The organism is Enteroscipio rubneri, from assembly GCF_002899715.1.
GTDB classification, from domain to species: domain Bacteria; phylum Actinomycetota; class Coriobacteriia; order Coriobacteriales; family Eggerthellaceae; genus Enteroscipio; species Enteroscipio rubneri.
The window spans coordinates 113,024-125,885 of record NZ_PPEK01000005.1 but is presented as its reverse complement, the minus strand read 5'-3'; the positions used below and the strand labels follow the sequence as shown (position 1 = coordinate 125,885).

Genomic DNA, 12,862 nt, shown 5'->3' with positions numbered 1-12,862 from the left:
CTCCTAACCGATGTAGAAGATCTGGGGCCGAGAACCCTTTTCTTCGAGAAGATGATGCGCGCCCGAACGAAGTGCAGCCCGGGATATCTCGCTGTCGGGATCGTCCAAATCACCGAAGATGCGGGCACGCGCTGGACACACGCGCACGCACAGGGGAACCTCGTCGCCATCGGTTCGCTCCTTGCATAGCGTGCACTTCTCCACCACGCCCTTTGCACGGACAGGAACGCGAGCGTCACCATAGTCGAAACCAGGCTCGCGTACCGGGTCGTCCCAGTTAAACACGCGCGCATTGTAGGGGCACGCCGCCATGCACATACGACAGCCGATGCACTTGTCGTAATCCACCTCGACTCGGCCTTTCTCGTCCTTGTACGTGGCGCCAGTCGGGCACGCCTTCTGGCACGGCGCATTCGCGCAATGCTGGCACTGTACCGGCAGATAGGTGCGGGCGAGCGCAGGGTACTCCCCCACCGCTCCGTCGATGACGTCGCAATCCTTCGTGAGAATCCTGTTCCAAAGCATCCCCATGGGTACATTGTTTTGCATCTTGCAGGCGTTCGCGCAGGTGTGGCATCCCACGCAGCGGTCAAGATCGATCGCGATGGCAAGCTTGGTCATGGCTGCCTCCTTACGCTTTCCTGAGTTCCACAAGGGTGTCCGAGAATGGAATGACCGGGCCGCACAGAAGCTCCGAGCCACGCTCGATCATCGTATCGTTCGTAACGGATTGCATGTTGCCCCTCGCAAGATAGTCGGCCGTCGCGCCCTCGCACAGACGCGCCGAGCCGGGCCGAATGGAAGGATTGCCCTGTACGCGCACCTCAAAGCTGCCCCGATCGTTGAACACCTCTGCGACATCCCCTGTAGCTAGGCCTCGCGCCTCGAGATCGGCGGGATTCGCATCAAGCGTTGGCTCGAAATACTGCTGAATCCACCGCGCATCGTTGAACTGATTGTGAATATGGAACCGCGTGCGCACATTCGCCAGCTGCAACGGAAAGTCGGCGCGCTTTGGATTGTCCCGCCATGCTTCAACAGGCGGCTCCCATGCGGGCAGCGCCTGCCCGAAGGAAACGAGATTCTCGTAGTAGAGGTCAAGTCGTCCCGAGCTCGTGGCGAATACGAGGTCGGCGAACTCTTGACGCGGCTCGTCGATGTCGGGCAGAGGCCAGGCTCCATGATTCTTATTAATCTGCCCGATGGTGAGAGAGCCAATCTCAGGATCCTCAGCCCCAGAAATGAGAGTCTCAACGAGCTCGACTGAGTCCGACGGGAGCGCGTCCTCAACGCCCAGCCTGCGCGCAAACTCCTTCTGAATCCAGAAATCGGTTTTGGCCTCGAATAGCGGGTCGATCACCTTGTTCTGTAGCACAAGCTGGTTGTAGCCCACCTTGGCATTGCCCACCTCGGCGTCCAATTCGAAGCGCGTCGTAGCCGGCAACACGTAGTCGGCCCACTTCGCACCCTCGGTAAAGTACGGGTCGATGGACACGATGAGATCGAGCGAACGCGCCCAGTCCTCGGTCTTTGCCATGTGCGCGAAGTGCTGCGCCATAAAATCGCCGCAGCAGATGTAGGCGCGCACGTTGTTGAGCTTCTCACGCATGTCGTAGGCGGCCATCTCGTCCTCGGACGGCTCCATGCCCTCAGGCAGCTCCCACGCTCCGAGCGTGGTCGAGCGACCATTCCAGCAGCCACCCACGAACACGCCAATGTTCGCACCGGGTTTGGCGATGTTGCCGGTAATGCCAGCGAGCACGGCGGCCGCATGCCCGGCTATATCGGCGTTGGACAGCTTGTCGTTGCCACCCCATCCCAAAGCAATAGTGGACGGGCCCTGTGCATAAAGCCGTGCAAGCTCGACGATCTTCTCCTCGACAACACCGGTGATATCGGCGCCCCAGGCGGGCGTGCAGGAGGACAGGCTCTCGACAAGCAGGTCGTAGACTGTGCGCGCCTGCGCTTCACCCACCTTCGTCGTGCCGGAAAGAGCCGGCTCGACGCCGGCGCGATCATAGGGAACCGGCGCTCCATCCGACCCGATCACAAGAAACGGGTTCTGCACACCCGTCTCGGGCTCCTCCGCCGCAGGATCCGCCACATGCTCGCGCAGGAGCGATCCCGTCCTGACGTCCACCAAGAAGGGCAGCGACGTATGCGCCGCCATGAACACCGCGTCGCCCAGGCCCTCATTAAGGATGACGTGCGCCATGGCCAGAAACAACGCCGCGTCGGTGCCCGTCTCGATGGGCACCCACTCATCGGCCTTCGACGCCGTGGTGGAGAAATGCGGGTCGACGACGATCATATTCGCCCCGGCCTCCTTCGCCTCGAAGAACAAACGCACCTGAGGCAAGCTGGATTCGCAGAAATTGCTGCCGACGGTCAGCACGAATCGCGCATTCACCCAATCGCGCGCTTCGGCGGTCGCCATGGCATAGCCTCCGCCAAACCCGATGGCAGGATCAAGTCCGTTTCCGGTACCCACGTCGATACCTGTGTTACCGCCCGTCTGGGCGCCGAGCATGGCGGCCAGAAACGGAAAGTTCGCCTCACTTGATGCCGTGACCATCACGGCATCATTGCCGTGCGTCTCTTGGATGCCCTGAATGCGCGCCACGATATCATCAAGCGCTTCATCCCAGCTCACCTGCACGAACTCATTCGACCCGCGCTCGCCGGAGCGTTTGAGCGGCACCTGCACGCGCCCGGCTCCGTAGACGTGCTCCACTTCGGCTATGCCCTTGAGGCAAATGGTCTCGTAACGGTCGTCCACGCAGTCGTTCGGCTCCACCTTCACCAGGCGCCCGTTCCGGACCGTGCACTTGAGCGGGCACATCCCGCCGCAATGCTCCTGATGGTACGTGCAGGCGATACGTTCCTCGCCCCCATCAGCGCTCGTCGCGCCCGCAGGGCCAACGGCTGCATGCGCTGCTGCAGGCGCCAACCATCCGTACGGCATCACCATGCTTGCCGCCGCGCCCATGCCGCACGCCGCAAGCGACTCTTTCAGGAAGCCACGTCTCGTCAGCTCCATGCCGTGCTCCTTCGCTCTCGTTCCACGTTCGTTTGCTCGTTCGCTTCTTCCCGCCGCAGGTGCGCCGAGAGGCGTTCCGGCCGCTAAGTCTAGCCAGCACACGCGGCGCCGTCATCGTCTTCTCGAACCAAATATGAGCATGATGCTTTGTGCATTCTGAACAAAGCTCGGACTCATACCTGATAGAATGACCGGACGTCGCCGATTGGAAGGCCCGCCGTTGCTCACCCGTTGATAAGGCCGTGCCGATCGGCTTCTCAAACCAGCCGATTATCAGAGAAGCCTCGTCAGGGCATCGAACCGTTCCGCCGCCAAGGAGTGCTATGGACTTCAATCTCGATCTCGTCTATGCAGAGCTCGCCGATCTGCACCCCATTGCCCGGTTCGCGTCGCACTCGGCGCTCGACCTCGACCGTATCGAAGTGTTCTCGCCCGCAAGCAGACCGCGCCCTGGAACCCTTTTCATCGCCGATATCTGCACGTGCATGCAGCAGAAACACGACATCGCGCACTTCGGATCGTTCGTCGTGCTCGGATACGATGCCGATGCGAACCATCTGAGCTTAGAAGGTTTGAACGCGATCTTCGTACCGGCTACAGAGGGGCTTCCGTCCCCTCATGAACTGCTCGGACGCCTCCTTGAGTACCGTATGCGCCTTGACGGTTGGGCGGAAGGCATCCTTGCAGCAATGGCCCGCGACGCCCCGCTGCAGGAGGTGTTCGACGTCGCAGCGACCATGTTCTCGAACCCGATCATGCTTTCCGACGGAGCACTCTACTTCGTTCTGACGGCCGGGACGATTCCTGAAGGCTTTCACGACCGGCTGTGGACCCCCGCAATCGAAACCGGCATGTGCCCTTCCGAGCTCTACGCGGAGGCATGGGCGGCATGTTCGGGAAACGCATTCGGAAGGCGAGACGCCTATCTCGTCCCCAATGCGATGGACGATGGTCGCACCTATCTCGTACGCAATCTCGTGTGCGGCGATGCGTATCACGGCTGCTTCGAGCTGGTTGATGTGAACGCCCCGTTCACACCCGCCGATCTGGCCCTCGCCGACCGGTTCGGCGATATGCTCAACATGATTCTTCCCCGAAAGACCTATCCCCAAATCGCGGAAGCATCCCTCGGCCCGCTGCGCGACCTGCTCGCCGGATCGGCCGTGCGACCGCGCGCACTCGAATGCGGACTGGCTGAGCTGGGGTGGAAGGTAGACGACTCCTATTTTGTGGCGTGTTTCAGCGGGGCAGACGAGGAGGATGAAGCGCAGAGCGCGCAGACACTGCGACGTATCTCCAGGCGCTATCCGTTGGCACGCTTCTACCGGGAGGGAGCATCCCACCTGATGATCGCGCGCAACGACGACTATCCTTTGAGCGTTATGCACGATCGCCACGCCCGCTGCGATGCCGCCCCCGATACGGAGCCGCGATTTCTTGCGGGGTTTTCATCGCTTTTCATGGATTTCTCGCTCGTGCGCACGGCGGCTGATCAAGCCGCATTCGCCTATCGACATGCCGACAAAGGAGCCTATGCGGGCAGGTTCGGCATATCGCGAACCTGCTTTTATGACGACTGCTGGTTCGAGGACGCTGCCGAGCGGCTCGCGCTCGACGACGGCGTGCACCAGCTGCTTGATCGCAGCATCGTCGAACTCGCGCTCTTCGATGCGCGCGATGGGGCAGACTATGTGCCAACGGCACTCGCCTATCTCGAGCATGGTTGCAGCGCCGTACGCACAGCCGAAGCGCTTTTCATCCATCGCAATACGCTCGCATACCGCTTGAAGCGCATCAAGGCTATAAGCGGCATCGACCTTGAGGACCTGGCCGAGAAAGGCTTCGACCCGCTCCGGATACACCTGTCTTTGCGCTTGCTTTCAAAAACGGGGACGACGCCATCGCCTTTCCCGTCTTCCGACGCCGACCGCAAATGAGGCTCGCGCGGACCACGGGGAACTATCCATGCGCAAGCGACGGCCCGAACCCCTCAGGAGGGTTTCGGGCCGTTGTCAGCAACCAGCGTCCGCGAACGCCGAAGCGCCTATCGTAGCGAAGAGCGACCGCTCCTAGCCGAAGCGGTACTCTACGCCCATCGTGGGCTGCGGGTACTCCCACTTCTTGATAATGGTGTCGCCGCAGGCAATGCGGCAGGTACCGCATTCCAGGCACCCGGCGTAGTCGAACGTCTTGGCTCCCTCGTCGTCACGCTTGTACAGCGCGGCGGGGCACACGCGAATCAGCTTGTCGAACTCGGCATCGGACGGATCGTCGACGAGCTCGATATGCGCGTTGGACTCGTCGACCTCGTACTTGTTGATCGCCAGATACTCGTCGACGTTCACCGTGATCTTCATATCGCTCATAGCGCCTTCATCGCTCCTCTCACGTCCTTGAGCAGGTTCATGATTCCAACCTGCTTGACGATGGGCATCATGGACTTCTTCATGGGCTGGACGGGCGTGCCGTCGACGATGAACATCGTGTTCATCGCGTCGCGAATCATCTCCGGGTAGCCGCAGAACATGCGCTCGAAATTCTCCATGAAGTCCGGAACGGCCTTGAACTGCTTGAGGTCCTTCAGTACGAAGGAGTTCTCGAGCGCCGTCTTGTAGGGGGCCAGGCCCGCCTTCGAGGTGTCGCCCGCATCGATGGCCTTCGCGGCGCATTGGCCGGCCATCTGGCCCGCCGCCACGGCGAAGTCCATGCCGCGCACCATATAGCCAAGATTGATGCACATCATGGCGCAGTCGCCCGCCAGGAGGACGCCATCGCCGACGACCTCGGGCATGATGTTGATGCCGCCCTCGGGCACCATATGTCCCGAGTGCTCCACAACCTTGCCGCCCTTGATGAGCGGGGCAACCGCCGGATGGTTCTTCAGGTCCTCGAGCATCTGGTACACCGGAGCTTTGCCGTGGTTGGCCGTAGCCTCGATGCCGGCAACCACGCCGAGGGAGATGGACTCTTTGTTCGTGTACATGAACCCGCCGCCGAACGTGCCCTTGGTGCAGTCGCCGGCGAACAGCCATGCCGCGCCCTCGTCGTCGCTGCCGGCCAGCACGCGGTCGGTGATGACGTTCGCGGGAAGCTCGATGGTCTGCTTCACGCCCACCGCCAGCGCATGCGCTGGCGGGCGCTTGGCGCCGACGGCCTGATCGGTCAGCAGCGAGTTCACGCCGTCGCACAGAAGCACGACTTCGGCGGTGATCTCGTCCTCGCCGGCCTTCACGCCGACGACCTTGCCGGAGTCGTCTTTCAGAAGCTCCTCGATGGCGATGCCGTAGATGTATTCGGCGCCTTCGTTCTCCGCCTGCTCGGCAAGCCACTGATCGAAGGAACCGCGCAGAACCGCATAGGAGTCCTGACCCTCCTTGCCCATCTCGTCGGAGGTGAAATCGACGGTAAAGTTCGCGTCCGGCGACATCATGGAGATGCGCTCGTGGACGATCCTCCGCTCGATAGGCGCATTCTGCTCGAAATCGGGAAACACCTTTTTGAGCGAGTGTGCGTAGATGCGCCCACCCGTCATGTTCTTGGCGCCGGCATAGTTGCCGCGCTCAACGACGAGCACCGCCTTGCCCGCCTTGGCCAGCTCGTAGGCCGCGACCGAGCCGGCGCACCCCGAGCCGACGACGATCGCGTCGAAATCAGCCATTCTCTCATCCTTTCTCGAAACTGCGTCCCTCGTGGGCCGTTCGGGACCTCCCCGGCCCTCCCCTAGACTGCGGCTATTCTATCGCGTTTTGCATCTCAGCCGCTAGAGCAGGAAGAGCATACTCCATATTCCCACCGAACCATCTTCGCGCCGATCAAGCTTCGCGGCGCCCTCGTCCTCTTCAATATCGCACGACTGATGCGGAAGCGATCATTCGTACCGCCACGTTCGGCAAGAGGCGTCGATAGCCTTACTTACTTTAAGATGGCGGGGCTCTTTGCGAACGAGAGGCCCGCGTCCTGGTCGGCAACCAGCCACCAATCTCGGTGAACGGAACAATAGAGGTCCGATTCCCGGACAGTATGAATCATTCGTCCATCTTTTTGCTATCGCAAAACCGCCACGAATCCTTTATTACTTATATTTTGACGATAGTATCACCGCGCTTTCACATATCCGCGCAAACGCATTCGAGCTTCACGGTACCCGAAGAGAACCCTCGTGCAGCGCCAAACGCGCCCCGCATGCCCGCTACTGCTTTTCTTGCGATGCACGGTTTTTTAGGTATCGGCGAATTACCACCCCGCTAGCGATGCCGCCAAAGCCGACGTTTCCTATCATACAAGCCAGTTCTTCGAGCGTGCACGGAAACACGGACATCGAGCTGCACCGACCGCCTGACACCGCGTCGCTCGGCACCTGGAAGGAAATCGCTACAACCCAAGGAGGAGCAATGGCAGATTACTACGGAACCGAGACGGTCGTATCCGAACTTCGCGAGGACGGCCTGCTGATCATGCGCATCAACCGACCCGACGTGGCGAACGCCCTTAACGGCGTCACCTCCAAGGCCATGGAGAACATCATGAACAACGCCGAGCTTGATCCCGCGGTGCGCGCAATCATCGTCACCGGCACCGGCAAGGTGTTCTGCGCCGGCGAGGATCTCTCCGAGCTCTCAGAAGGCGGCGAGTGCCAGACCGTGACCGAGCACGGCTTCGGCGGCCTGACCGCGCGCCTATGCTCCAAGCCCGTCATCTGCGCCTGCAACGGCTCCGCGGCCGGCGGCGGCATGGAGATCGCTCTGTCCTGCGACATGGTGGTTGCCAACGAGAACGCCAAGTTCGGCTGCACCGAGGTGGGCCTCGGCATCATCGCCTCCACGGGCGGCCTCGTGCGCCTCGCCCGCGACATCAACCGCAAGGACTGCATGGAGCTCCTGCTCACCGGCAAGAAGATCAAGGCTCCCGAGGCGAAGGCGCTCGGCCTGATCAACTACGTCGTGCCGGCCGAAGAGGTCATGGACAAGGCCATCGAGCTGGCCGAGGAGTGCCTGAAGAACGCGCCTCTGGCCCTGAAGTGGACGAAGTACATCGTGCACGCCGCCGACCAGATGTCCGAAGAGGACGCCATGCGCTACTCCGATGCCGCCTACCGTTTCCTCGAGAAGACCGCCGACGGCATCGAGGGGCCGGCCGCCTTCGTCGAAAAACGCACGCCGAACTGGCAGGGCAAGTAACCGCTCCCGCACAGCTCCTTCTCGGCGAGCCGCCTCTCGTCCATCGCCCCGAAGCCTCGCCGATTCGCCCATGCAAAAACCCCGAGTCTCCAAGGCTCGGGGTTTTTGCATGCCAGATCCCCGTCACGAGGCACATCGAGCACCATGCTCGCATCGATATCCGGCCGTATGCCGACGCGAGCCGATCGCTCGGCGACGGCCGAGCGATGCATGCGGAGCGCAGGCATCATCGAAACGCGGCGATATGACCACAGCATCTGCGACCCCTCTTATCCGGATTCGCAGATGCTGCGAGCCGCAACTGTTACGCCCCGCGACGGCTCATGTCGTCAGCGTCGAGCGCGCTCGTCTCCAAAAGTGATTTACCCTTGGTCTCAGGCGCCATGAAAATCGACAGCACAAGTCCGAGGATCACGAGTCCGGCCGCCACGAGCATGGTCGGGCCAATGCCGAACGTCGCCAAGAAGATGGGGGTGCCGTACGTCGATACGATGGTGCCGATACGCGAAATTGAGATGGCGATACCCACGGCGCTTGCACGCACTTCCGTGGGAAACAACTCGTTGGGATAAAGCCACTGCAGAATGCCGGGGCCACCGCTGAAGAATGCATACAGCCCAAAAGCCAGGATGACTACGAGGATGGGCGCATCCGGGAACAGCCCCAGTACGACCAAGCCCGCCGCCATTAGAGCAAGCGAGCGGATGAGCAGCGGGCGGCGTCCCATGGAATTCAGCCAGAACATGGCAGGGATCGAACCGATAAGGAAGAATAGGCTAACGGCGCTTTCTCCCAGAATGGCCTCATGGCCTTCGCCCAGCCCGAAGGCGCTCATGATGTCGGGGCCGAACGTGTAGATGGCGTACATGGGCACCACCTGGCACAGCGTGAGTATCCCTAGGAAGATGATGCGCTTGAAGTACCCGCCCTTGAACACCTTCGACAGCTTCGTCTTCTCGCCCGGGTCCTCCATCTCCAGCTCCACATCGTCGCCGAACACCCGGTGCACGATGGCGTCCGCCTCTTCGCGGCGGCCCTTCTGGGCCAGCCACATGGGCGACTCGGGAATGTCGTGCCGACCGATCAGGAGGATGATGCAGGGGATGACGGCACTGCCGAGCATCCACTGCCATCCGTTGGGCACGCTGTAGAGGAAGTAGCCTACGACCGCCGCAACGGTGGCTCCCAAATACCACGCCGCCGACACCATGCCCATGGAGATGGAGCGATGCTTCTTGGGCGTGAACTCGGCGATGAGTGACGTGGCGATAGGATAGTCGGCGCCCACGAACATGCCAATGAAAAAGCGCGCCGTCACGAGCTGGAGCGGATCGCTCGCGAGCACGGACAGCAGCGAGAACAAACCGATGGCCACCACATCGATGATGAACATCTTGCGTCGGCCGATGCGGTCGGTCAGGTAGCCGCCCAGGATGGTGCCCACGAAGATGCCGACGAGTACGGACGCGCCGATGGCGGCCGTCCACATCTCGGTGAGGTCGAACAGGGGTGTGATCTGCGTGAGCGCTACGCCGATGAGCGAGAGCACGTAGCCGTCGAGGAACGACCCGCCGCTCGAGAAGAACGTGATCTTGCGCAAGAACGGCGTCATGGCCACATCGTCGATGGTGCGCTTCGCCGTATGCTTGACCTTTCGGACAACGCTCTCGCCGATCTGCTTTGCGTTGCCGGCCGCCTCGGCCGTCGGAGAGCTGGTCACCTGCGTCATATGCTTCACACTGCTCATGCTCTTGTCTCCTTCTGCGCAAAAAAGCCGCCTGCGTCGATCGCAGGAGGCTGCTTCGGGGAGCCGCAGCGACGAAGACCGCACGATCATTGGAGGCGAATGGATGGTCTTGCAAGCCTCCGTCGCCACGGCTCCCCGAAGCGTGGACCTCGCCCGGTCAACCTGCTTGCTTCCATTCGCAGATGCCGAAGTTCAAATGAGGCTTCGCGCCGGTCTCGTCGGCGTCGGCATCCACAAGTTGGAAGCGGATCTCGTTGTCGCCGACCTTCCACATGCGGGTCTGCAACGCGGTGCCCGGCAGCACCGGCGAGGTGATGCGGGTCTTGAAGCGGGTCATGCGCTCGGGCTCGCCCGGGAAGAACGAGCTGACGATGTGGCGCATCGCGAAGCCGCCCAAGCTCACACCGTGAGCGATGGGGCGCGAAAGCCCCGTCTGCTCAGTGTAGGCGAAGTCGATGTGCTGCTGATGCCAGTCTCCCATTATACGATAGATCAGCGGCATGTTAAGAGGCATCGTCTCGACTACGACGGCATCGGGCGCGCGGTCGGGCATCTCGACGATGTCCTTCGGCGGCTTGGGGCCTCCCCAACCGCCATCGTAGATGCACACGTCCCAGGTCTCGGTCTCGCACAGAAGCGTTCCATCGGAGGAATAGGAGCGCCCTGTCTGCTTCGACAAGCACCCGCGGCCCTCACCGCGGTCGTAGAGCGCGTCCTGCGTGACAAACGTCTCCACGCGGTCGCTCATCTTGAAAGGCGCATGCAGGCGGATCTCGAAGCCGTAGTGGAGCGAGCCGTCGTAGTTGTAACCGTAATCGAGCGTGCGCGTCATCTCCTCGTGCACCGTCAGCGGCACGCCGAAGATGGGCAACACCTTCAAATCGGGGTTCGCCGCGTCGTGCTCGTTCACATACTCGAGGTCGGTCCGGCCGTCGTAGCCGGCATTGCAGCCGAGCGCGCATATCTCCAGGTCTTTGAACGTGTATTCCCGCACGAACGGCCCGAACTCCCTGCCCACGATCTCAGTGCTGATAGCCATATGCTTTCTCCTTAATCTCCCAAGCCCTCCAAAAAAGGGCTTCTGAGCAACCGAAGATGTTGTCACCTCGAGCGACGACTAGGCTGGGCCGGACGGGCGGTGCCCATCAAGCGAGTTCAGCAGCGAAGCGAGTGCTGCTCGAGCGACTGGGCACGGCCCGTCCGGCCCAGCCTAGTCGTCAGGTGGGTTACCGAAGTAGCTTCTTCTCGATCTTCATGGAGCACGTCCGTGGAAAATCTTCCACGAACTCGATGATCGAGGGCACCTTGAATGCGGCCAAGCGCTCCTCGCAGTGCGCGCGCACCTCCTCCTCGGTCAGACGCGCACCGGATTCGAGTCGCACGAACGCCTTGACGGCCTGATCGCGGATGGGGTCGAGCACGCCGATCACCGCCGCTTCAGCGATGGCCGGATGACATTCGAGTACCTGCTCCACCTCGCCGGCGGAAATGTTCTCGCCCGCTCGCTTGATCATGTTGGCCTTGCGGTCGACGAAAAAGAACCAGCCGCTTTCGTCGACATAGCCTTTATCGCCGGTGCGCAGCCACCCATCGGGGGTGAACGCCTGGGCCGTAGCTTCGGGGTTGCCGAAATACTCCTTCATTACCGTGCGACCAGGTATGCCTTTGACCTGGATCTCCCCCACTTCGCCGACGGGTGCCTCAGCGCCGTCGTCGGCCACGATACGCGCCTGGTACCCAAGCCCCACGCGGCCCACGCTCGGCCAACGCCGCGGGCCTGTGGGCGGATCGGTGAGCACCCAGCCGATGGTTTCGGTCGAGCCGTAGGTATTCATGATGCGCACGCCGAAGCGACGCTCGAACGCCTCCTTTTCCTCCGTCGTCACCGGCAAGAAATAGAGGATCTCGCGCAGCTCGTGATCGCGCTCAAGCGCGTCTTCGGGTTGCAGCATGAGCGTACGCAGCATCATGGCAACGCACTGCGTGACCGTAGCCCTGAACTCGCGTATCTGCGACCAGAAGCGGCTCGCGCTGTATTTCTCGATCACGATAAGCTCGGCACCAGCGGTGAGCACGGGCATAAGTGCCGCCATCTGAAAGTTCGAGTGACAGGCCGGCATCGTGGTGAGCAGTCGATCGTCACGCGTGAGCGAAACCTCCCAATCTGCATACAAACCGCTGAATAGGATATTCGCATGCGTGAGTACGACACCCTTCGGACGCGAGGTGGTGCCAGACGTGAAGATGATCTCCGCAGGATCGTCTGAAGAAAGCGCACAGCACTCGGCCAGCTCGACTGCAGCCCGTGCGCGCAGCGCCGTGAAATCGCGCAGCAGCGGATCGGAAGCCAGCGCCTCACGCGCCGCATCCGCACCCTCGACGTCTTCTTCGTTCATACGCGCAACGAAGAGCCCCTTGGGCAGGCGCCCAGCCTCGTCGCGCAGTCCGCAGTAGAGCCCAAGGAACTTCGGCTCGATGACTGCGCAGGTGGCGTCCGTCTTTTCAAGCACGTAGTCCGCCTCTTCAGCGAGGTATTGGTCGTTCATCGGCACCATGACCGCGCCGATCTTCGCAAGCCCGAAGAGCGCGATCATGAACTCAGGGCACGTGCACAGCTGCACGGCCACGCGCTCGCCATGCTTGACGCCGAGCGACAAGAACACGTTGGCAGCCCGATTGATCTCCTCGTTGAAGGCGCGGTACGTAAAGGCGCGCGTCTCGTCGGCGCGGTTGCGGAACCTCAGGAAGGTACGGTCGCCGCAGGCCGCCACGAGACCGTCCCAGAGACTGCGCACCGTTTCGTTTCCCACGATGTCCGTCACTCGACTCACCCTTCTTGTCGTCAGATCCGGATGCGCGGCGCCCGCTTCTGCTCGAGGCCGCGCATCCGAATGCGCC

General features: G+C 61.8%; 9 protein-coding genes. 2 read left to right on the top strand and 7 right to left on the bottom strand.

What is annotated here, in order from left to right:
• Positions 1-3: 3 nt before the first annotated feature.
• Positions 4-621 (bottom strand): 4Fe-4S dicluster domain-containing protein, encoded by a 618-nt coding sequence (locus tag C2L71_RS06090; RefSeq protein WP_103264897.1) that lies wholly within the window; start codon positions 619-621, stop codon positions 4-6.
• A gap of 10 nt (positions 622-631) precedes the next feature.
• Positions 632-3,040, bottom strand: coding sequence for a molybdopterin-dependent oxidoreductase (locus tag C2L71_RS06085; protein WP_103264896.1), 2,409 nt, complete (start codon positions 3,038-3,040; stop codon positions 632-634).
• Positions 3,041-3,363: 323 nt separating this feature from the next.
• Between C2L71_RS06085 and C2L71_RS06080 the strand changes: the two genes are divergently transcribed.
• Positions 3,364-4,977, top strand: a complete 1,614-nt coding sequence (locus C2L71_RS06080) for a PucR family transcriptional regulator (RefSeq protein WP_103264895.1) — start codon at positions 3,364-3,366, stop codon at positions 4,975-4,977.
• A gap of 132 nt (positions 4,978-5,109) precedes the next feature.
• Here the strand turns inward: C2L71_RS06080 and C2L71_RS06075 are convergent, their stop codons facing one another.
• Together C2L71_RS06075 and C2L71_RS06070 are read right to left on the bottom strand one after the other, a co-directional pair.
• Positions 5,110-5,406 carry a ferredoxin family protein gene (locus C2L71_RS06075; RefSeq protein ID WP_103264894.1) on the bottom strand — a complete coding sequence of 99 codons (297 nt, stop codon included), beginning with the start codon at positions 5,404-5,406 and terminating at the stop codon, positions 5,110-5,112.
• The gene (locus C2L71_RS06070) at positions 5,403-6,698 is read right to left on the bottom strand and encodes an FAD-dependent oxidoreductase (protein WP_103264893.1); all 1,296 of its coding nucleotides are present in this window, start codon (positions 6,696-6,698) and stop codon (positions 5,403-5,405) included. Before C2L71_RS06070 ends, C2L71_RS06075 begins: the two co-directional genes overlap by 4 nt.
• A gap of 733 nt (positions 6,699-7,431) precedes the next feature.
• Between C2L71_RS06070 and C2L71_RS06065 the strand changes: the two genes are divergently transcribed.
• On the top strand, positions 7,432-8,217 hold the full coding sequence (locus C2L71_RS06065; RefSeq protein ID WP_103264892.1) for an enoyl-CoA hydratase/isomerase family protein: 786 nt from the start codon (positions 7,432-7,434) through the stop codon (positions 8,215-8,217).
• A 304-nt stretch (positions 8,218-8,521) separates the two neighbouring features.
• Here the strand turns inward: C2L71_RS06065 and C2L71_RS06060 are convergent, their stop codons facing one another.
• The 3 genes from C2L71_RS06060 to caiC form a co-directional block, all read right to left on the bottom strand.
• Positions 8,522-9,964 (bottom strand): MFS transporter, encoded by a 1,443-nt coding sequence (locus tag C2L71_RS06060; RefSeq protein ID WP_103264891.1) that lies wholly within the window; start codon positions 9,962-9,964, stop codon positions 8,522-8,524.
• A gap of 157 nt (positions 9,965-10,121) precedes the next feature.
• The gene (locus C2L71_RS06055; protein WP_103264890.1) at positions 10,122-11,003 is read right to left on the bottom strand and encodes a MaoC/PaaZ C-terminal domain-containing protein; all 882 of its coding nucleotides are present in this window, start codon (positions 11,001-11,003) and stop codon (positions 10,122-10,124) included.
• Between the two features lie 187 nt (positions 11,004-11,190).
• Positions 11,191-12,786: a crotonobetaine/carnitine-CoA ligase gene (gene caiC / locus C2L71_RS06050; protein ID WP_103264889.1), complete on the bottom strand. Its 1,596-nt coding sequence runs from the start codon at positions 12,784-12,786 to the stop codon at positions 11,191-11,193.
• Positions 12,787-12,862 lie beyond the last annotated feature (76 nt).

Coding starts and splice junctions, on each gene's coding strand:
- C2L71_RS06090 (WP_103264897.1), bottom strand. CDS start 621: ATGACCAAGCTTGCCATCGCGATCGATCTTGACCGCTGCGTGGGATGC.
- C2L71_RS06085 (WP_103264896.1), bottom strand. CDS start 3,040: ATGGAGCTGACGAGACGTGGCTTCCTGAAAGAGTCGCTTGCGGCGTGC.
- C2L71_RS06080 (WP_103264895.1), top strand. CDS start 3,364: ATGGACTTCAATCTCGATCTCGTCTATGCAGAGCTCGCCGATCTGCAC.
- C2L71_RS06075 (WP_103264894.1), bottom strand. CDS start 5,406: ATGAGCGATATGAAGATCACGGTGAACGTCGACGAGTATCTGGCGATC.
- C2L71_RS06070 (WP_103264893.1), bottom strand. CDS start 6,698: ATGGCTGATTTCGACGCGATCGTCGTCGGCTCGGGGTGCGCCGGCTCG.
- C2L71_RS06065 (WP_103264892.1), top strand. CDS start 7,432: ATGGCAGATTACTACGGAACCGAGACGGTCGTATCCGAACTTCGCGAG.
- C2L71_RS06060 (WP_103264891.1), bottom strand. CDS start 9,964: ATGAGCAGTGTGAAGCATATGACGCAGGTGACCAGCTCTCCGACGGCC.
- C2L71_RS06055 (WP_103264890.1), bottom strand. CDS start 11,003: ATGGCTATCAGCACTGAGATCGTGGGCAGGGAGTTCGGGCCGTTCGTG.